This window comes from Arthrobacter bambusae, assembly GCF_030812595.1.
In the GTDB taxonomy this organism is placed as follows: domain Bacteria; phylum Actinomycetota; class Actinomycetes; order Actinomycetales; family Micrococcaceae; genus Arthrobacter; species Arthrobacter bambusae_B.
Map to the genome: position 1 here is coordinate 175587 of NZ_JAUSSZ010000006.1, position 20214 is coordinate 195800.

At 63.3% G+C, this 20214-nt stretch carries 15 protein-coding genes, 2 tRNA genes and 1 pseudogene; 4 read left to right on the forward strand and 14 right to left on the reverse strand.

Translation table 11 applies throughout. The features are described 5' to 3' along the window. From ileS to J2S96_RS10395, 3 genes are all read right to left on the reverse strand, one after another. Positions 1-3333, reverse strand: coding sequence for an isoleucine--tRNA ligase (gene ileS, locus J2S96_RS10385; protein WP_306862690.1), 3333 nt, complete (start codon positions 3331-3333; stop codon positions 1-3). A gap of 332 nt (positions 3334-3665) precedes the next feature. Then, positions 3666-4424, reverse strand: a complete 759-nt coding sequence (locus tag J2S96_RS10390; protein ID WP_306862692.1) for an SDR family oxidoreductase — start codon at positions 4422-4424, stop codon at positions 3666-3668. 20 nt (positions 4425-4444) lie between these two features. Further along, the gene (locus J2S96_RS10395; RefSeq protein WP_306862693.1) at positions 4445-4810 is read right to left on the reverse strand and encodes a DUF488 domain-containing protein; all 366 of its coding nucleotides are present in this window, start codon (positions 4808-4810) and stop codon (positions 4445-4447) included. A gap of 63 nt (positions 4811-4873) precedes the next feature. Here J2S96_RS10395 and valS point away from each other — a divergent pair, with 63 nt between their 5' ends. Both valS and J2S96_RS10405 read left to right on the forward strand, forming a co-directional pair. Continuing rightward, entirely contained in the window at positions 4874-7495 is a 2622-nt protein-coding gene (gene valS, locus J2S96_RS10400) for a valine--tRNA ligase (protein WP_306862695.1), read from the forward strand. Positions 7496-7859: 364 nt separating this feature from the next. Then, positions 7860-8735, forward strand: coding sequence for a DNA-formamidopyrimidine glycosylase family protein (locus tag J2S96_RS10405; protein WP_306862697.1), 876 nt, complete (start codon positions 7860-7862; stop codon positions 8733-8735). 36 nt (positions 8736-8771) lie between these two features. Here the strand turns inward: J2S96_RS10405 and J2S96_RS10410 are convergent, their stop codons facing one another. The 6 genes from J2S96_RS10410 to J2S96_RS10435 all read right to left on the reverse strand — a co-directional run bounded on the left by J2S96_RS10410 (position 8772) and on the right by J2S96_RS10435 (position 14030). Then, positions 8772-9386 carry a mycothiol-dependent nitroreductase Rv2466c family protein gene (locus J2S96_RS10410; RefSeq protein ID WP_370873071.1) on the reverse strand — a complete coding sequence of 205 codons (615 nt, stop codon included), beginning with the start codon at positions 9384-9386 and terminating at the stop codon, positions 8772-8774. A gap of 92 nt (positions 9387-9478) precedes the next feature. Continuing rightward, positions 9479-10765, reverse strand: a complete 1287-nt coding sequence (clpX, locus tag J2S96_RS10415; RefSeq protein ID WP_306862699.1) for an ATP-dependent Clp protease ATP-binding subunit ClpX — start codon at positions 10763-10765, stop codon at positions 9479-9481. 183 nt (positions 10766-10948) lie between these two features. Beyond that, positions 10949-11608, reverse strand: coding sequence for an ATP-dependent Clp protease proteolytic subunit (locus J2S96_RS10420; RefSeq protein WP_306862701.1), 660 nt, complete (start codon positions 11606-11608; stop codon positions 10949-10951). A gap of 36 nt (positions 11609-11644) precedes the next feature. Further along, positions 11645-12256, reverse strand: a complete 612-nt coding sequence (locus tag J2S96_RS10425) for an ATP-dependent Clp protease proteolytic subunit (RefSeq protein WP_306862826.1) — start codon at positions 12254-12256, stop codon at positions 11645-11647. A gap of 242 nt (positions 12257-12498) precedes the next feature. Continuing rightward, complete coding sequence (gene tig, locus J2S96_RS10430) at positions 12499-13887, reverse strand: trigger factor (RefSeq protein WP_306862702.1); 1389 nt, start codon at positions 13885-13887, stop codon at positions 12499-12501. A gap of 68 nt (positions 13888-13955) precedes the next feature. Next, positions 13956-14030, reverse strand: a tRNA-Pro gene (locus J2S96_RS10435). Positions 14031-14182: 152 nt separating this feature from the next. Between J2S96_RS10435 and J2S96_RS10440 the strand changes: the two genes are divergently transcribed. Then, a tRNA-Gly gene (locus J2S96_RS10440) sits at positions 14183-14256 on the forward strand. Between the two features lie 163 nt (positions 14257-14419). On the opposite strand, the gene J2S96_RS10445 is transcribed toward J2S96_RS10440, so the two are convergent. The 5 genes and pseudogenes from J2S96_RS10445 to J2S96_RS10460 all read right to left on the reverse strand — a co-directional run bounded on the left by J2S96_RS10445 (position 14420) and on the right by J2S96_RS10460 (position 17487). Beyond that, positions 14420-14611, reverse strand: a complete 192-nt coding sequence (locus J2S96_RS10445) for a hypothetical protein (protein WP_370873072.1) — start codon at positions 14609-14611, stop codon at positions 14420-14422. 181 nt (positions 14612-14792) lie between these two features. Further along, positions 14793-14879: pseudogene (locus J2S96_RS20275) on the reverse strand (IS1/IS1595 family N-terminal zinc-binding domain-containing protein); the annotation flags it as partial. A 91-nt stretch (positions 14880-14970) separates the two neighbouring features. After that, a complete protein-coding gene (locus J2S96_RS10450; protein ID WP_306862704.1) occupies positions 14971-15879 on the reverse strand; it encodes an Fpg/Nei family DNA glycosylase in 909 nt (302 codons plus the stop codon). Beyond that, the gene (locus J2S96_RS10455; protein ID WP_306862706.1) at positions 15879-16361 is read right to left on the reverse strand and encodes a ribose-5-phosphate isomerase; all 483 of its coding nucleotides are present in this window, start codon (positions 16359-16361) and stop codon (positions 15879-15881) included. Before J2S96_RS10455 ends, J2S96_RS10450 begins: the two co-directional genes overlap by 1 nt. Positions 16362-16485: 124 nt before the next feature. Next, a complete protein-coding gene (locus J2S96_RS10460; protein WP_306862707.1) occupies positions 16486-17487 on the reverse strand; it encodes a hypothetical protein in 1002 nt (333 codons plus the stop codon). 137 nt (positions 17488-17624) lie between these two features. On the opposite strand from J2S96_RS10460, the gene pepN reads away from it, so the two are divergent. Continuing rightward, the gene (gene pepN, locus J2S96_RS10465; protein ID WP_306862708.1) at positions 17625-20186 is read left to right on the forward strand and encodes an aminopeptidase N; all 2562 of its coding nucleotides are present in this window, start codon (positions 17625-17627) and stop codon (positions 20184-20186) included. Positions 20187-20214 lie beyond the last annotated feature (28 nt).

Below are 20214 nucleotides of genomic sequence, written 5' to 3' on the forward strand. Positions count from 1 at the left end.
CTAGGCCTCGATCTTGGTAACGGTGATCTGCGGCTCGGCCGCGTCGCCGGAGACGACAGGGTCGAGCTTGAGGGACAGGGTTTCGGTCTTGACCAGGTCTTCATTGGCACGCAATGCGTCAACGACGTCGTGGACAGCCAGGACCGTGGTGTGGATGCGGTCGCTGACGTTGAGTCCTGCGTCCTTGCGAGCCTGCTGGATGGCGCGGACCATGTCGCGCGCCAGGCCTTCGGCCGCCAGCTCCGGAGTGACCTCGGTGTTCAGGACCACGAAGCCACCGCCCGGAAGGACGGCTACGGCCGCGGACGAACCGTTGGCAGACTCCGCGACGACGGTCTCCAGCGTGTACTCCTGCGGTTCCAGCTCGAGGCCGCCCGCCGTGACCACACCGGCATCGGAAACAGACCAGTCGCCGGACTTGGAACCCTTGATGGCCTGCTGGACGTTCTTGCCCAAGCGCGGACCTGCCGCGCGGGCATTGACCACGAGCTTCTGCTCGATGCCGAATTCTTCCGGCGACGCCGTCGCGGCGTCCAGGAGCCGGACCGAGCGCAGGTTCAGTTCGTCCGCGACGACGGCGGCGAAGCCTTCCAGCGCGTCAGCGCCGGGTGCCACCACAGTGAGTTCCTGCAGGGGCAAGCGCACGCGAAGGTTGGCTGCCTTACGCAGGCTGGAACCGGTGGAGCAGATCTGCTGGACACGGTCCATGGCCTTCACGAGATCCGGGTTTGCCGGGAACAGGCTTGTCTCGGGCCAGTCGGCCAAGTGCACGGAGCGCCCACCGGTCAGGCCGCGCCAGATCTCCTCGGAAACCAAGGGGAGCAGCGATGCGGAGACACGGCAGACAGCCTCGAGTGCCGTGTAGAGGGCGTCGAAGGCGTCGGTGTTCTCGTCGAAGAAGCGCTGACGACTGCGGCGGACGTACCAGTTGGTGAGCATGTCCAGGTAGCTGCGCAGTTCATCGCAGGCCCCGGAAATGTCGTAGTCGTCCAAGCTGGCCGTCATGTTGCGGACGAGGTCACCGGTGTTTGCAAGCAAGTACTGGTCCAGGGTGTCCGTGTAGCCGTCGTAACGCAGCTTGGCGTCGTAGCCGGCCGCTTTTCCATCCACTGCGTTAGAAGCGTTCGTGTACAGCGTGAAGAAGCTGTACACGTTCCACAGCGGCAGGATGACCTGGCGGACGCCGTCGCGGATTCCCTGTTCGGTGACCACGAGGTTGCCGCCGCGCAGGATGGGGCTGGACATCAGGAACCAGCGCATGGCGTCCGAGCCGTCGCGGTCCAGGACCTCGGAGACGTCCGGGTAGTTGCGCAGGCTCTTGGACATCTTCTGCCCGTCGGAGCCAAGGACGATTCCGTGGCTGATCACATTGCGGAAGGCCGGCCGGTCGAAAAGTGCCGTCGACAGGATATGCAGCATGTAGAACCAGCCGCGGGTCTGCCCGATGTACTCGACGATGAAGTCGGCCGGGTTGTGGGTGTCGAACCATTCCTCGTTCTGGAACGGATAGTGCACCTGGCCGTAGGGCATGGAGCCGGAATCGAACCAGACGTCCAAAACGTCCTCGACCCGGCGCATGGTGGACTGGCCCTCTTCGGGTGAGCGGGGGTCGTCCGGGTTCGGCCGGGTCAGTTCGTCGATGAACGGCCGGTGCAGGTCAACCTGGCCTTCGTTGTTCACCGGCAAGCGGCCGAAATCGGCCTCCAGTTCGGCGAGCGAGCCGTAGACGTCAGTGCGCGGGTATTCGGGATCATCGGACTGCCATACCGGAATGGGTGATCCCCAGTAACGGTTGCGGCTGATGGACCAGTCGCGGGCGTTGGCCAACCATTTGCCGAACTGGCCGTCCTTGACGTTGCCCGGGATCCAGTTGATTTCCTGGTTCAGTTCGGACATCCGGTCCTTGAACTTGGTGACCTCGACGTACCAGGAAGACACAGCCCGGTAGATCAACGGGTTGCGGCAGCGCCAGCAGTGCGGGTAGCTGTGCTCGTAGCTCGCCTGGCGAACCAAACGACCTTCGGCGCGGAGAGCCTGCGTGATGGGCTTGTTCGCTTCGAAGACCTGCAGGCCGGAAATTTCCGCGAGGGGTCCGTGCGCGAATAGGTGGAGGAACTTGGCGCCTTCGTCGACGGACAGGACCACGGGGATGCCCGCGTCCTCACACACTTTCTGGTCGTCCTCACCGTAGGCGGGGGCCTGGTGGACGATGCCCGTACCGTCGGTGGTGGTCACGTAGTCCGCCACGAGGATCCGCCAGCCGTTCTGCGTGCCGTATTTCTCGGTATCGGAGAAGTAGTCCCACAGCGGCTCGTACTCGAGGCCGGCCAACTGGGCGCCCGTGTAGCTGGCGGTGACAGCGGCGGTGGCGGCAGCACCGTCGTCGTACCCTAGGTCCTTGGCATAGGTGCCCAGCAGATCGGCGGCGAGCAGGAAGCTGCCCGTCACCGGAGCTTCCGCGGAGGCTGCCTTGATCCCGTTGGGACCGGCCGGAAGCACTGCGTAGGAGATGTCAGGCCCGACGGCGAGCGCGAGGTTGGTGGGCAGCGTCCACGGCGTGGTGGTCCAGGCGAGCGCTTGCACGCCTGCAAGGGACTTGGAGAGTTCTGACTCCCCTGCCTTGATGGGGAAGGTCACGGTGACGGTCTGGTCCTGGCGGTTCTTGTAGACATCGTCATCCATGCGCAACTCGTGGTTGGAGAGCGGCGTCTCATCCTTCCAGCAGTACGGCAGGACGCGGTACCCGTTGTAGGTGAGGCCCTTCTCGTGGAGCTGCTTGAACGCCCAAAGGACCGACTCCATGTACTCGACGTTCAGCGTCTTGTAGTCGTTGTCGAAGTCCACCCAGCGGGCCTGGCGCGTGACGTAGGCCTTCCACTCGTTGGCGTACTTCATCACCGAGGCGCGGCAAGCGTCATTGAACTTATCGATGCCCATCGCTTCGATCTGGGTCTTGTCGGTCATGCCCAGTTGCTTCATGGCTTCGAGTTCGGCGGGCAGGCCGTGGGTGTCCCAGCCGAAGCGCCGTTCGACGCGCTTGCCGCGCTGGGTCTGGTAGCGGCCTACCAGGTCCTTGGCATAGCCGGTGAGCAGGTGGCCGTAGTGGGGAAGGCCGTTGGCGAAGGGAGGACCGTCGTAGAAGACGAACTCGTTGCTGCCATCGCGGCCCGCATCACGCTGGTCGATACTGGCCTGGAAGGTGCCGTCTTCATCCCAGTACTTGAGGATGCGCTCTTCGATCTCCGGAAACTTCACGGAAGCGGACACCCCTCGGGAGGTGCCGGACGGAGCTGCGCCTGAGGGTGCTGTGGAGGCCTTGGGGTAATACGTCATCTCTACATCCTGGGTTGAGCCGGTGAACACAAAGTTTCATTCAGGATGCGAGGACGGCGCCAGCCGCGTTGTTTCCAACCGTGCCGGTACCGCGGTACCACCTCACTTACCGCCGCTGGCGCTGCTCCCCTGGAAGGGAAGCTGCTCCGGCGTCGGCCGCTCATTGCTGCTGTGACGGGCTTACCCGTCCGGTTCTACTGACTCCCGTGGTGGCGGGGGCGTTCTTCCGGAAGCTCACCGGTGATGTCCGGGTCAAGGCTTGTGCCACAAGTCTAGCGGCAGCGGAGCCGCGAGCTCCACTTGAAGGCAGCCAAGCGCGCGACGCCGACAAGCTACCCCTTGCGGATCAACTTATGGGTGGCGGCCTGCGCAACAGGACGGACGATGATCTCGTCAAGGTTGACGTGGTGCGGCAAGGAAACCGCGTACTTGACGACGTCGGCGACATCTTCGGCCGTGAGCGGCTTCTCGACGCCGGCATACACCTTCGCGGCGGCGTCCGCGTCGCCGAGGCGGTTAAGGGCAAATTCCTCCGTGCGGACGAGGCCGGGTGCAACTTCGATAACGCGGATGTTGTTTTCGGCTTCCTCGAGGCGCAGGGCTCCGGTCATGGCGTGCTGGGCAAACTTGGCCGCGTTGTATCCGCCGCCGCCCTCGTAGGCCGTGAGTGCCGCGGTGGACGTCAGGTTCAAAACGGTGCCCTCGCCGTTGGCCCGAAGCATCGGCAGGAAGGCCCGGGTCAGCTTCAGAGTGCCGAGCACGTTGACTTGGTACATCCAGTCCCAGTCTTCGGTCTGCGCATTGGCCAAAGTGTCCGCACCCCGTGCACCGCCGGCGATGTTGATGAGTGTGTCTGCTCCCCCGGCCTCGGTGACGGCAGAGAGCAAGGCCGCGACGTCGTCGTCGTTGGTGATGTCCGCGGCGAACGGCACGGCGCCGCTCTCGGCGGCGAGCGCCTCGAGCCGTTCCGCACGGCGTGCGACGGCGAATACTTTCCATCCATCCGCGGTGAGGGCCCGCACGGTTGCTTCGCCGATTCCCGTGCTGGCGCCGGTCACTACTGCGGTCTTCGTCTGTACTCGCTCAGTCATGGCACCAACCCTAACGCGGTTCAGCGGACACCCAGCAAGAATTCCAGCAGCACGCGGGCGTGGTTGACTTCAGGATCGCGGGCGCCGAAGAGCAGTGTCAGGCGTTTCTTCCCGGCCGCCAGCTCCAGCAACTGCTCCACGGCGGGATTCTGTTCCAGTTCGGCCAGGTATGAGCGGCGGAATTCCTCGAACCGCTCCTGCATATGGGCAAACTCGGTGCGCAGCGGCGGCGAGGGCGCGATCTCCTTGAGCCAGAGATCCAGACGGGCGCGTTCTTTGGATATGCCTCGCGGCCAGAGGCGGTCAACGAGAACCCGGTAGCCGTCGTCGTCGGCTGCTTCGTCATAGACGCGCTTGATAGCCAAAACATCCTTAAGGTCGGTCATGGCCCGCATGCTACTGCACGCCCGCATGCCACGGAACAAAGGGGGCCGTGAAACAATTGGCGCATGGCTGAATCAACGCAGGGTACAGACACGCCCGCCACCGCCCCCATCAACGTTCCCGACAAGCCGGCCCTTGAAGGCCTCGAGGCTGCCCTGACGCAGCGCTGGCTGGACGAAGGAACCTACAAGTTCAACCCGGACACCACCCGGGAGCAGGTCTACTCGATCGACACTCCCCCGCCCACCGCATCCGGTTCGCTCCACGTGGGCCACATGTTCTCGTTCACGCAGACGGATGTCCAGGCACGCTACATGCGCATGACCGGCAAGAACGTGTTCTACCCGATGGGCTGGGACGACAACGGGCTGCCCACCGAGCGCCGCGTCCAGAACTACTACGGTGTCCGCTGCGATCCCGCCATTCCCTACAACGCCGACTACCGGCCGCCGGCACAACCGGCGAAGAACCAGCGCGACTTCGACGTCGTCTCGCGCCAGAACTTCATCGAACTCTGCGAGGAACTCGCCGTCGAAGATGAGAAGGTCTTCGAGAACCTCTTCCAGACCCTCGGCCTGTCCGTTGACTGGGACCTGACGTACCGCACCATCGACGACACCTCCCGTGCTGTGTCCCAGCGTGCCTTCCTCGCCAACCTGAACGCCGGCGACGCCTACATGGCCGAGGCCCCCACGCTGTGGGACGTGACGTTCCGCACCGCCGTCGCGCAAGCCGAGCTGGAAGACCGCGAGGTTGCGGGCGCCTACTACCGTTACCCCTTCTTCACTGCTGACGGCGAGAAGATCTACATCGAAACCACGCGCCCGGAACTGCTAGCCGCGTGCGCTGCGCTGGTGGCAAACCCCGACGACGAGCGGTACCAGCCGCTGTTCGGCAAGACTGTCACATCCCCCCTGTTCGACGTCGAGCTCGAGGTCAAAGCCCACCCGCTCGCCAAGGCGGACAAGGGCTCCGGCATCGCCATGGTCTGCACCTTCGGCGACCTGACCGACGTCACCTGGTGGCGCGAGCTGCAGTTGCCTACACGCGCCATCATGGGCCGCGACGGCAGGATCATCGCGGAGACCCCGGAGTGGATCACCACCGACGCCGGAAAGGAAGCCTACGCGGCGATTGCCGGGAAGACGGCGTTCTCTGCCAAGGAGGCGGTGGTTGAGCTTCTCATTGCCGCCGATCTGCTCGATGGCGAGCCCAAGAAGATCACCCACCCCGTGAACTTCTTCGAGAAGGGCGACAAGCCCCTTGAAGTTGTCACGTCGCGCCAGTGGTACATCCGCAATGGCGGCCGGGACGAGGACCGCCGCGAACGGTTGATCGCCCGCGGACACGAGATCGACTTCCACCCGTCCTTCATGCGCTCCCGCTACGAGAACTGGATCTCCGGGCTGAACGGTGACTGGCTCGTTTCGCGCCAGCGTTTCTTCGGCGTACCCATCCCCGTCTGGTACCCGCTGGACGCCCAGGGCAACCCGGACTACGCGAACCCCATCCTGCCCTCCGACGAGTCCCTTCCCGTCGACCCCGCGGCGGACGCGGCCCCGGGCTTCGATGAGTCCCAGCGCGAACAGCCCAACGGCTTCATCGGTGACGCCGACGTCCTGGACACCTGGGCCACGTCTTCGCTGACCCCGCAGATCGTGGGCGGCTGGAGCCGTGACGAGGAACTGTTCGGCAAGGTCTACCCCTTCGACCTCCGCCCGCAGGGACACGACATCATCCGCACCTGGCTCTTCTCCTCGGTTGTGCGGGCAGATGCCCTGCAGAACAGCGCGCCGTGGAAGCACGCCGCCATCTCGGGCTGGATCCTGGACCCGGACCGCAAGAAGATGTCCAAGTCCAAGGGCAACGTGGTTGTTCCCACCGATGTCCTGAACGAATTCGGCTCCGACGCGGTCCGTTACTGGGCTGCGTCCGCCAAGCTCGGTGCGGACACGGCCTACGAGATCGCCCAGATGAAGATCGGGCGCCGCCTGGCCATCAAGCTGCTCAACGCCTCCAAGTTCGTGTTGAACCTGGGAGCTACGGAGAACTCGGTGGTCGGCGAGGATCTGTCCGTCCTGAGCAACCCCCTGGACCGGGCTTTGCTGGCTCAGCTGGCCGACGTTGTGGCCCAGTCCACCAAGGCATTCGACAACTACGATTACGCCCGCGCCCTGCAGATCACTGAGTCGTTCTTCTGGCAGTTCACGGACGACTACGTGGAGCTCATCAAGGACCGCGCCTATGGTGCGGCCGGCGAGGCCGAACAGGCATCCGTGCTTGCTGCCCTTGCCACGACGCTGGATTCGCTGTTGCGTCTGTTCGCGCCGTTCCTGCCTTTCGCCACCGAAGAGGTCTGGAGCTGGTGGCGCGCAGGTTCAGTCCATCGCGCGGCGTGGCCGGCAGCCGTGGAAATCCTCGACGGCGACACCACCATGCTGGGCACTGTCGGCATCGCGCTGAGCGGCATCCGCAAGGCCAAGTCCGAGGCGAAGGTCAAGCAGCGCACCGAGGTCCTCTCGGCCACCATCACCGCCACCGAGTCGTTTGTTGCACAGCTGGAAGCCGGACTGGGAGACCTGAAGGCCGCGGCCAACGCGCAGGAGATTTCGCTGGTAGCCGGGGACGGGGAACTCACGGTAAGCGACGTGGTCCTGGCACCTGCCGAGGAGCCCGCCCAGGCGTAGTTTCGAGGGGCCCGGTAGTTTCAAGGGCAAAGGGGAAGCCCCATCAGCGTTTAGCCGTTGGTGGGGCTTCGACTCTTCGGCTGTCTGGTGACGTCTTGACAGTCTGGCGGAATCCGCGGACTTTCAGGTCTTCCTACCTCGTCACTGGTAGCCTGCATCCAACTTTGCCGAAGGCTGCGTCAGATGCATATCACTGAATCTCTGGTTTCCGTGTCCCTCTTCTTTCGAAGTGGGTAACTTCTATTCTTGACCTGCCCCCGGGTCAGCACAACCCCTCTTCCGGAACTACTGGGCTGTAATTCGCGAGCTTCGTGGCGGGCTTCCGGGGTTCTGGGCCGGGATGCTTTGTGGCACAGTGTTTGCTATGCCAGAACTTCCCGAAGTGGCCGGGCTGACTGCCTTCCTGGGCAGGAATCTGCTCGATGCCGAGCTGACGAAGATCCAGATCACTTCCTTTGCCGTGCTCAAGACGGCCGATCCGCCCTACTCGGCTTTGGAGGGGCGCAAGATCACGGGGGTTGAACGGTTCGGAAAATTTGTCAGCCTCGACGCCGACGGAATCCATTTCGTCTTCCACCTCGCCAAGGCCGGGTGGCTGCGCTACACCGAACAGCCCTCCCAGGCCCAGCTGAAAATGGGCGGCAGCAATATTGCCGCGAGGCTCGCCTTCACCAAGAACGACGGCGAAACGCACGTTGGTGTGGACCTCACCGAGGCCGGCACGAAGAAGAGCCTGGCTATCTACGTTGTCCGCAGCCCCTTCGATGTTCCCGGCATCGCGACGCTCGGCCCGGATCCGCTCAGTCCCGAATTCACGGCGGAAACCCTGGCAGGGATCCTTTCCGGCAACTCCCACCAGATCAAGGGACTGCTGCGGAGCCAAAGCGTCATGGCGGGCATTGGCAACGCCTACAGCGATGAAATACTGCACGCAGCCAGGATTTCTCCGTTCGCGATCGCCAAGTCCTTGGACATGGAAACAACGCAAGTCCTCTATGAGTCCATCGAAAAGGTCCTGGGTGCAGCGGTGGCCGCCGCAGTAGGGAAAGCCTCGAGCGAACTGAAAGACACGAAGCGGACCACCATGCGGGTTCATGGCAGGGCGGGAGAGCCTTGCCCCGTGTGCGGGACTACCATCCGCGAGGTTTCCTTTGCCGACACCGCGTTGCAATATTGCCCTGGCTGCCAGACAAACGGGAAAATCCTCGCGGACCGTAGGACCTCGCGATTCCTGAAATAACCGTGGCTGCCGCTCAACCGGCCGCCACGGTTCAGGCTAGTTGAATTCCGGGCTTTCGGTACGGCTGCGCTTGAGCTCGAAGAAGTGCGGGTAGCCGGCCAACGTGACAGTGGCATCCCAGATCCGGCCGGCTTCCTCGCCACGGGGAATACGGGTGAGGACCGGGCCGAAGAAGGCCGTACCGTTGACTGCTACCACCGGGGTTCCAACGTCCTGGCCCACCAGGGATATCCCCGCTTCGTGGCTGGCGCGCAGCTGGGCATCGTATTCCTCGGAATCGGCGAAACGGGCCAGATCGGCGGGGAGGCCGGTTTCGGCGAGGGCCTTGGAGATGACCTCGGCGAAATCCTTGATGCCTTCGTGGTGGATGAGGGAACCCATCGCGTCGTACAGCGGCTTGATGTACTCGTGTCCGTGCAGCTCGCTGGCGGCAATGATGACACGGACAGGTCCCCAGCCGAGCTTCATTTTCTCCATGTATTCAGCAGGCAAATCGCGGCCTTCATTGAGGACGGAGAGGCTCATGACGTTCCAGTTGGTCTCGATGCCGCGGACATCCTCGACCTCACCGATCCAACGTGATGTCACCCAGGCAAAAGGGCACATGGGATCGAACCAGAAATCAACCTTGTTGGCGGTCTGCTCGGGCACAGGGAACTCCTCAGATAGGAATAAGGGGACGCGGTTGGCCGGACTGGTTTTCCACAAGGGGCGCATCCGGCACCAATGATGCAAACCGCGGGCTAGGCGGACTTATTCCGACGCTTCGCAATGACCTCATGCGCGATCATGGTGGGCTGGCCCTTCTTGTTCACTGCGTCAGCAGTGATGACAACGCTGGCGATGTCGTCCCTGCTGGGCAGGTCGAACATCACCGGGAGCAGGACTTCCTCCAAGATGGCGCGCAGGCCGCGCGCTCCGGTGCCGCGTTCAAGGGCTTGGTCCGCAATCGAGTCAAGGGCGTCATCGTCGAACAACAGCTCGACGCCGTCCAGCTGGAACATCTTCTGGTACTGCTTGATCAGGGCGTTCTTGGGCTTGGACAGGATTTGGATGAGCGCGGAACGGTCGAGGTTGGACACGGTGGTGATCACAGGCAGGCGCCCGATGAATTCAGGAATCAGCCCGAACTTGAGCAGATCCTCCGGCATGACTTCGCCATAGCTGTCCGCGTTGTCCTTGACCTCATTGAGCGGGGCCCCGAAGCCGATGCCTTTACGGCCTGAACGCGATCCAATGATCTCCTCGAGCCCAGCGAAAGCGCCGGCCACGATGAACAACACGTTGGTGGTGTCTATCTGGATGAATTCCTGATGCGGGTGTTTACGTCCGCCTTGCGGCGGAACCGAGGCCACTGTGCCCTCAAGGATCTTCAGGAGTGCCTGCTGCACGCCTTCGCCAGAGACGTCGCGCGTGATCGAGGGGTTCTCGCTCTTGCGCGAAATCTTGTCGATCTCGTCGATGTAGATAATGCCTTGCTCGGCCTTCTTGACGTCGTAGTCTGCGGCCTGGATGAGCTTCAGCAGGATGTTTTCGACGTCTTCGCCGACGTATCCGGCCTCGGTCAGCGCCGTGGCGTCGGCGACGGCGAAGGGTACGTTCAGGCGACGCGCCAGGGTTTGTGCCAGGTAGGTCTTGCCGCAGCCGGTGGGACCGATGAGCAGGATGTTCGACTTGGCGATCTCGACATCTTCGTGGTGTCCGCCTTCACCCAGGCCGGTCTTCGGTGCGTGGCCTGCCTGGATGCGTTTGTAGTGGTTGTAGACCGCGACGGCGAGGGATCGTTTCGCGGGCTCCTGGCCAATGACGTATTCCTGGAGGAAGTCGAAGATTTCCCGCGGCTTGGGCAACTCGAAGCTACCAAGATCCGATACTTCGGCGAGTTCCTCTTCGATGATCTCGTTGCAGAGTTCGATGCACTCGTCGCAGATGTACACGCCGGGCCCGGCAATCAGCTTCCGAACCTGCTTTTGGCTCTTTCCGCAGAAAGAACACTTCAGCAGATCCGTGCTCTCGCCAATCCGAGCCATGTGGGAATCCCTTCGTTTCATGCGGGTGGTGCAGCCCCGTACCTCTCCGCAGTTTTGCAGGATCGCAGCGGGGGCGCCACCATGACAACTTCCACTGTAGGACACAATGGGCTGCTTGGGTTGAAACAGAACGCCGGTGCGGTCCATATTTCCTGAACCGCACCGGCGTCGAGTTTTGGCCAGTTACCTTGCGATCGCCTGGGGCTTGATCTTGCGGGAATCCAGCACCTGGTCGATCAATCCGTAATTCATCGCCTCGGCGGCGGTGAGGATCTTGTCGCGCTCAATATCGTTGTTGACCTGCTCCGGCGTCCGGCCGGAGTGCTTGGCAAGTGTCTCCTCAAGCCACGAGCGCATGCGCATGACTTCTGCGGCCTGAATCTCAAGGTCCGAAGCCTGGCCCCCCTGGCCGCCGGACAGCGACGGCTGGTGGATCAGGACCCTGGCGTTGGGCAGTGCGAGGCGCTTGCCCGGAGTGCCGGCCGCAAGCAGGACGGCAGCGGCACTGGCCGCCTGGCCCAGGCACACGGTCTGGATCTCCGGACGAATGTACGTCATGGTGTCGTAAATCGCGGTCATGGCGGTGAACGATCCGCCCGGGGAGTTGATGTACAAGGTGATGTCGCGGTCCGGGTCCGTGGACTCCAGAACCAGCAGCTGGGCCATGATGTCGTCAGCGGAAGCGTCGTCAACCTGCACGCCCAAGAAGATGATGCGGTCCTCGAACAGCTTCGTGTACGGGTCCTGGCGCTTGAAGCCGTAGGGCGTGCGCTCTTCGAATTGCGGGAGGACGTAGCGGCTGGACGGGAGATTACCGGCAGACCATCCAAAGTTGTAGTTCATTTTATTGCTCCTGATCTGAATGTTTCTTGCTGCCGGTTACTTCTCGGAATTCGACGAGTTGGCGGTACCGCCGCCGCCGGCTACAGAGCCTGCGTGGGCGGAGATCTTGTCGAAGAAGCCGTATTCGAGCGCTTCGGAGGCGGTGAACCACTTGTCGCGGTCGTTGTCCTTGAGGATGGTTTCCACGGTCTGTCCAGTCTGTTCGGCCGTCAGCTCAGCCATGACCTTCTTCATGTGAAGGATGAGCTCCGCCTGGATCTTGATATCCGACGCCGTGCCACCGATGCCGCCGGAAGGCTGGTGCATCAGGATGCGGGCGTTGGGCGTGGCGTAGCGCTTGCCCTTGGTGCCCGAGGAAAGGAGGAACTGGCCCATGGAAGCTGCAAGCCCGGTGGCCACAGTCACGACGTCGTTCGGGATGAACTGCATCGTGTCGTAAATGGCCATGCCTGCGGTCACGGAGCCGCCGGGAGAGTTGATGTACAGGTAGATGTCCTTCTCCGGGTCTTCAGCCGAGAGGAGGAGGAGCTGCGAGCAGATCGCGTTGGCGTTCTCATCACGGACTTCGGATCCGAGCCAGATGATGCGCTCTTTCAGCAGGCGGTTGTAGATGTAGTTGTCCTGGGCCGCTGGATCGACTGTTGCCATCCTGGGGGCCTCTGCGTGCTGTGACATTAGTACTTACCTCTCGCTGGTGACAGGGCCATTGCTGAACTTGCCATCCCTGATCTTCACTACTTGGACACTAACCGTTTTCCACGGCGATTTGTTCACCCAAATAGCGCTGTTCGCTGACGGCGCACGATTGCGGGAGGGGACACTTTCCCTGCTCCCGGGGCTTAAACCAAGCCGCCCCCGGATCCAGGATCCGGGGGCGGCTTGAGTTGAAACTAGAACTTTACTGCAGCGGGGTCATCGCTCGGAACAACCGCGGCCTCTTCGGCTTCAGCTGCTTCTCCTGCTGCTTCCCCTGCCGTGGCCTCTTCGCCGGCGGGGCGGACGAAGTCGCTGAGGTCCACCTTGTTGCCTTCGGAGTCGACTACCTCAGCCTGGCCGAGGACGACTGCCAGTGCCTTGCGGCGGCGTACCTCGGAAACCATCATGGGAACCTGGCCGCTCTGATCGATGATCTGGGCGAACTGGTTCGGGTCCATGCCGTACTGGCTTGCAGTGGAGACGATGTAGTCGATCAGCTCGTTCTGGCTGACGCTCACTTCTTCCTTGTCGGCAATGGCGTCAAGGATGATTTCGTTCTGGAATGCGCGGGCCGTGTTGGCTTTGACCTCGGCGCGGTGTTCCTCGGTGTCGTGCTCGCCTTCACCGTGGGCGTTCTCCTGGTTGAAGTGCGCTTCGAGCTGCTCTTCGACCACAGAGTCCGGAACCGGAACCTCGATGAGCTCGACGAGCTTGTCCAAGACCTTGTCGCGGGCTTCGACGCCCTGGCCGACGACCTTGGACTCAGCGGCCTGCTTGGCAAGGTCTTCACGCAGTTCGGCAAGGGTGTCGAACTCGGATGCCAACTGGGCGAAGTCGTCGTTGGCCTCGGGAAGCTCGCGCTCCTTGACCGTCTTGACGGCAACCTTGACCTGGGCAGCCTCGCCGGCGTGCTCGCCGCCAACCAGCGTGGTGTCGAAGATTGCTTCTTCTTCGGCCGAAAGGCCTGTGACGGCCTCGTCGAGGCCTTCAAGCATGGTGCCTGCGCCAACCTGGTAGGACAGGCCGGTGGCGGAGTCGATCTCGGCGCCGTCGATCGTGGCGGTGATGTCGATGGTCAGGAAGTCACCATCGGCGGCCGGGCGGTCGACGGACTTCAGGGTGCCGAAGCGGCCGCGGAGCTCGTCGAGCGCCTTGTCGACGTCGGCGTCGGAGGACTCAGCCGCTGCAACCTCGACCTTGATGCCTGCGTAGTCGGGCAGCTCAACCTCGGGACGGACGTCGATCTCAACCTGGAACTTCAGCTCGCCGTCGGTCGAGGACGGGTCCGGAACCTCGGTGATCTCGACCTCGGGACGGCTCAGCGGGCGCACGCCGGTCTCCTGGACAGCGGCCTGGTACCAGCCGTTGAGGCCATCGTTGATGGCGGTCTCAAGAACGTAGCCGCGGCCAACGCGCTGGTCGACGATCTTGGACGGAACCTTGCCCTTGCGGAACCCGGGAACCTGGATCTGCGAAGCAACGGTCTTGTAAGCGGCATCGATGCTCGGCTTCAGTTCCTCAAAGGGAACCTCAACGTTGAGCTTGACCCGCGTGGCGGTGAGGTTCTCGACAGCGCTCTTCACAGTCTAAGTACTCCTGGTTTTGTGGGATGGGGTTCTGCCGCGTTCCGGATCGGAACAGGCACACAGAGTCGGGGTGACAGGATTTGAACCTGCGACTTCCTGCTCCCAAAGCAGGCGCTCTAGCCAAGCTGAGCTACACCCCGTGAATGCACAGGACAGTCTACGGGCATCTCGCCGGAGAATGCACATTTGACACTTGGCCCCTGGATTAGGTTTAGTTATATCCGGCTTCAACAGCCACCGGAAAGATGCGCGGAACACTCCGAAAGTTTCATGGGGTGCATGCGTTCTACCCGGGGACGTAGCTTAATGGTAAAGCCTCAGTCTTCCAAACTGATTACGCGGGTTCGATTCCCGTCGTCCCCTCCATGTAACGAAGGGCCCCTCGATGAGGGGCCCTTCGTGTTTCCGGGGTTTCCGGGGTGTTTGCCCCGGCCGTGCACATTCTGCTGGATCATCGGCCCTGACACCTTCTAGCACCCCGGAATCACGCGGCGGGCGTTCTTGGCCGTCCGAATGATCCAGCAGAATGTCACGCCGCCCCTCGACAAAGGGGCACGGCGCGGGCGGTGTAGATGCTTCGGTGCATGGCCGCCGTTGCTACAAGATCCTCGTTATCGGAGCCGATCTCTACGGGGATCTTCCCGTAGACCTTCCAGAAAACACCCATGAGGTTGATGAGGAGCTCGTTGTTCAGCCCGGCGTATTCGCTGGATCTGGTCATGGACCTCGCCGGTCACCGGGATCCGCGGGGCAACGTTCCAGCACCAAGCCGTGCGGCGGCGGAATGACCGGGCGCCGCCGAACGAGGTGAGCGATGGCCGATTGGAGGTACCCATCGGCCAGCCAAGGAACGCTTCAAGCTCGGAGCGTCTGCTGACATCCTGGCGTTCCCCGGAGCGGCTAGCCCCGCAGCCCTGGCACCGGTAGCGCTGCTTGCCCGCAGCCGTTTTTCCGTTCCGTACCAGCGCCTGATTCCAGAGCTTAGCTATGCCGAAATTCGCCCGCCAACACTGGGAAGCAGGCCCCTCCCATACACACGTTTTGTCCTATAACCCGTGTTTGCCCCCGCCATCGCCTGACTTAGTTCTGGCAGCCAGGGCACCAATAGAGTTTGCGCCCGCCAACCTCGGCCACTCCTACCGCTTCGCCGCATCGTCGGCATGGCTGTCCCTGCCGCTTGTAGACAAAGTGCGCCTCGTCGTCGAGCACTCCGGCGTTCACGCCACTCCACAAAGCCGCCGGGGTCGTCACAATCCGCCCGGCACAGACGCCGTCGGACATGGCCGCCACGGTGTCATCCCACAGGCGTCCGGCGGTTTCGGTGCTCAGCGAACTGCCCGGAGTCCACGGATCAACGCGTTGACGGAACAGCACTTCCGCGCGATAGATGTTGCCGATCCCGGCCACCACCGCCTGGTCCATGAGGAGGAGCCCGACGGCGGTCTTGCGGCGCAGCAAGCGGCGGATGAACTCCTCGCGGTCGCCCGTTCGGTTGTGGAGGGGATCGGGACCTAAGCGCGCGACGACGGCCGCTGCCTCTGCCTCGGTGATCGCCGCGCACGTGGTGGCGCCCCTCAGGTCAGCCCAGCCATTCCCCGAAACGAGGCGCACACGGACGGCGCCCGCGGGCGGTGGCGGACCCGCGTAGCCCATTGCGGGGCTCCCTGCGTCGGGCCCGGCGTCGCGTGCGAACGTCTCCCGTTCGCCGATCCGCCGCGGAGCCCCGATGCTCGAGGCCCCGCTGAAGGATTCATCGCCGCCGAAGTTCCACGCGCCATAGAGCCCCAAATGCACATGCAGAACCATCCCGTGGTCAAAGCGGAGGAAGAGCTGCTTGCCGTGTGCGGTCGCTTCGAGGAGTTCGTGACGGTCCAAAACCGCCGCACCCGCGGCGAAACGGCCTTGGGGGCTGGAGACCTCCAGCATGCGGCCGGCGAAAACGTCCTGGAACTGGCGTGCCAGGCGATGGATGGAATGCCCTTCAGGCATTACGCGACGATTTCGCCGGTGTTCTCGTAGATGGCGATCTTTCCGATGCGGCGGACGTGGCGTTCGTCGTTGCTGAACGGTTCTTCCAGGAAGGCCTCGATCAGTCCGGTGGCTTCCTCGACGGTGTGCTGGCGGCCGCCGACAGCAACCACGTTGGCGTCGTTGTGCTCGCGCGCAAGTTTCGCCGTGGACAAGTTCCACGCCAGCGCGGCCCGGACACCCTTGACCTTGTTCGCAGCTATTTGTTCGCCGTTGCCGGATCCGCCCAGGACGATGCCCAACGCGTGGACGCCTGCCTTTTGGTCGGCCACCACAGCCGCCGCCGCGTTGATGCAGAACGAAGGGTAGTCATCAAGGGCGTCGTATACCTGGGGGCCGTGGTCGACGACTTCGTAGCCTTTGGCGGTCAAGTGGCTGACGAGGTGGGCGCTGAGCTCCATGCCGGCGTGGTCCGTGGCGATGTGGACGCGGGGTGTGGTCACAGGAAGTCCATTCAGTCTGGCGCGCGAACGCGGCAAAGCCGGGCGCGGCGGTGAGGGATGCGGTTCCTAGGTTACTAGGATCGGGCCTTGGCTCACCTCTTAAGACGAAGCCGGGCCTCCGGGCTCAGGGGACCGGAGGCTGCTCGCCGTGCTGGGCACGCGCCGCGACGCGGTTCAGGATTCCTGCAAGCCTGTCCGCCGCGGCCGAGGTCCCGGCGCTGAACGCCACCCTCCGGCCGCTGATCTGACGGACAACGACGGCGGGGCCGCTGCTGACCAGCATCGCGGTGGCGCCCCCGTGGTGCCGGAGTCCCCAGCCGCCGAAGTCGGCTGCCCTGACTTCCTGGGCGGCTGCACCTGCAATGTCCACGGCCGGCACTGTGAGGACCCGCAGGATTCCGGCGACGAAGACCTGCACTCCTCCCCTGTCCGCCCGGACCCGGACAAAAAGGAAACACGCCCCGACGACGGCGACCACTGCCAACAATGCGCCCAACCACGGGACCGCGACCGCGATCAGCGTTGCGGGGAACAAGGTGGCGACGCAAATCATCACGAACACCGAGCTCCGTGCGTGAACCCACAGCAGCATGGAATCTTCCGCCAGACCGGGGTCTTCCGTCCGGATCCTTTCGGCCTCGAGGGCGGCATCGTCTTCCGGCGTCCAATGCGGGTCGGGCTTGAAAGCCATCATCATCACCACGCCCAAGGGCAACGCCGCACCCGCGCCCAGCGCGAGGACCGTGGCATCAACGTGCGAACTGCGGGCGTCGGCGAGGCCCGTTTGCCCCACAAGGCCGGCGGCCAGCACTGCGGTGATGAAGAGCGTCACCATAAGGCCCATGCCCATCATGACCCGGCGCATGATCACGGGCCGGGCAAGGGGAACAGCTTGGATGAACACCAGCCAACCCGTCACGACCAGAATCCCTCCTCCGCCTAAAACGTAGGCCAGGAACGGCGCGAAGCTGATTCCGCCGTCGGCGTTCCATGCAATGGCGACAGGATCCGGAAGGTTGTTTCGCAACATGAGTGCGCATACGCCAAAGGCGCCGGCGAGCAGCAGCGGAAATGCCACCGCAAAGCGGAGTGCCCGAAGGTCCAGCGAGTCGCGCATCTTTCCCATATTCCAACGCTACCGCGCGCCGCCGACACTGTGATCGAGCTTCCTTGCCAAGCCGGAATCAAGTGAAAGAATGTCTTCACAGCGCCGGCGCTGGCTGAAACCAACCGGCTTCCCGAAACCATTCTTGGAGGCAAACCTTGCCAGGCCTGAACCTGACGCGCGCCGAAGCCGCACAGCGCGCGGAATTGCTCACCGTGAGCTCGTACGACGTCACCCTGGACTTGACGAAGGGCTCGACGGTCTTCGGCTCCACCACGGTGGTGAAGTTCTCCGCCGTCGAGGGCTCCTCCAGCTTTATCGACGCGATCACCGAGACCGTGCACAGCGTGACGCTCAACGGCACGGAACTCGATCCGGCGGTGGTGTCCGACGGCGTCCGCATCCAGCTGCCCGGGCTCGCTGCGGAGAACGAACTCAAAGTCGTTGCCGATGCCCCCTACATGAACACCGGTGAGGGCTTGCACCGCTTCGTGGACCCGGTGGACAACGAGGTCTACCTGTACACCCAGTTCGAGGTGCCCGATTCCCGCCGCATGTTCGCTGTGTTCGAGCAGCCGGACCTGAAGGCGGCTTTCACGTTCACGGTCACAGCTCCCTCGCACTGGGACCTCGTCTCCAACTCACCCACTCCGGTACCGGTGGAGACCACTCCCGGGGACGACGGCTGTGCGCGCTCGGTCTGGCATTTTGCGCCCACGCCCCGCATCTCTTCATATGTCACTGCCCTGATCGCGGGACCATACCAATCGGTCCGCAGCAAGGTCACCAGCTCCGATGGCCGGGTCATCCCGCTTGGCGTATTCGCGCGAAAGTCCCTCATGCAGTACCTGGACGCCGACAACATCTTCGAACTGACGCGCCAGGGTTTTGAATTCTTCGAGTCCCAGTTCGGTTTCCCGTATCCCTTCGAGAAGTACGACCAACTGTTCGTTCCCGAGTTCAATGCCGGCGCCATGGAAAACGCCGGCGCCGTGACCATCCTCGAAGGCTACGTTTTCCGGGGCAAAGTCACTGGCGCCCAGATCGAACGCCGTGCCATCACCGTGCTGCACGAACTGGCCCACATGTGGTTCGGAGACCTCGTCACGATGCGCTGGTGGAACGACCTCTGGCTCAACGAATCCTTCGCCGAGTACATGTCCCACCTCGCCGCAGTCGAAAACACCGAATTTGCCCGGGCCTGGACCACTTTCGCCTCCGTGGAGAAGTCCTGGGCCTACCGGCAGGACCAGTTGCCCACGACGCACCCGATTTTCGCCGAGATCAACGACCTCCAGGACGTCGAGGTCAACTTCGATGGCATCACTTACGCCAAGGGGGCTTCCGTGCTTCGGCAGTTGGTTGCCTGGGTGGGACCGGAACAGTTCATGGCCGGTGTCCGCGAATACTTCCAGAAGCATGCGTGGCAGAACACCGAACTGGTGGACCTCATGAAGGAACTCGAAGCCGCCAGCGGCCGGGATTTGGACCAATGGGGCAAGCTCTGGCTCGAGACTTCCGGTGTCAACACCCTCTCCCCCGAGCTCGAGGTGGACGCCAACGGGAACATCACCTCTTTTGCGATCGTTCAGACGGCTATCGACGAGCAGCCCACGTTGCGGCCGCACCGCCTTGCCGTAGGGTTCTACAACCTTTCAGCCGAAGGCAAACTCAAGAGGACCCACAGGGAGGAGCTCGACGTCGACGGTCCCCGCACCGAGGTCCCCGCGCTTGCGGGACTGGCACGCCCGGACTTGGTCCTGCTCAACGACGATGACCTCGCCTACGCCAAGGTGCGCCTCGACCCGACGTCCCTGGCCACTGCAAAGGCCCACCTGAAGGACTTCGCCGGCAGCCTGCCCCGCACGCTGGTGTGGGGCTCGGCCTGGGATGCGGCCCGCGACGGTGAAACTCCGGCCCGCGGCTACGCCGAGCTGATCCTGGCGAATATCGCGTCCGAGACGGATTCCTCGGTGATCCAGACCCAGCTCCGCCAACTGGCCACCACCCTGACCTACTACGTTGCAGCTGAGCACAAGGATGCCGCTACGGTGGCCGCGGCCGACACGCTGTGGGAACTCTCGACCACCGCCGCTGCCGGCTCGGACGCCCAGCTCCAATTCGTGAAGTCCTTCGCGCTGCTTGCCGCGAGCAGTTCCCAACTGGACACCATCCAGGCGGTCCTGGACGGCAGCACTGTCCTGGATGGCCTGACCGTTGACCAGGACTTGCGCTGGGAACTCCTCACCGCGCTGGTGGTGGGCGGCCGCGAAGGCCAGGATCGGATCGACGCTGAACTTGAGCGCGACCACACCGCCAATGGCCAGAACGCGGCAGCCTTGGCGACGGCAGCCCTTCCCACCCCAGAGGCCAAGGCCGCCGCGTGGAAGAAGATCGTGGTTACCGGCGAGCTCTCGAACGCCATTCAAAGTTCCGCCGTCACGGGCTTCACACGGGTGCTGGACACCTCACTGTTGGAGCCGTACGCCGAGGAATACTTCGAGGCCGTACCGGAGATTGTTGCCAACCGCACCCACGCCCTGGCGCAGCAAATCGTCGTCGGGCTCTACCCGGCGCAGCTGACCACGCAGGCCACGGTTGACCGCACGGACAAGTTCCTCGCCGAACTGCCAGTGGACAGCAACGCCCTGCGGCGCATGATGCTCGAAAACCGCGACGGCGTTGCCCGCGCCCTCAAGGCCCGCGCGGCGGACGTCTAAGAGGCCGTCAGGCAACTCGCCATCAGGC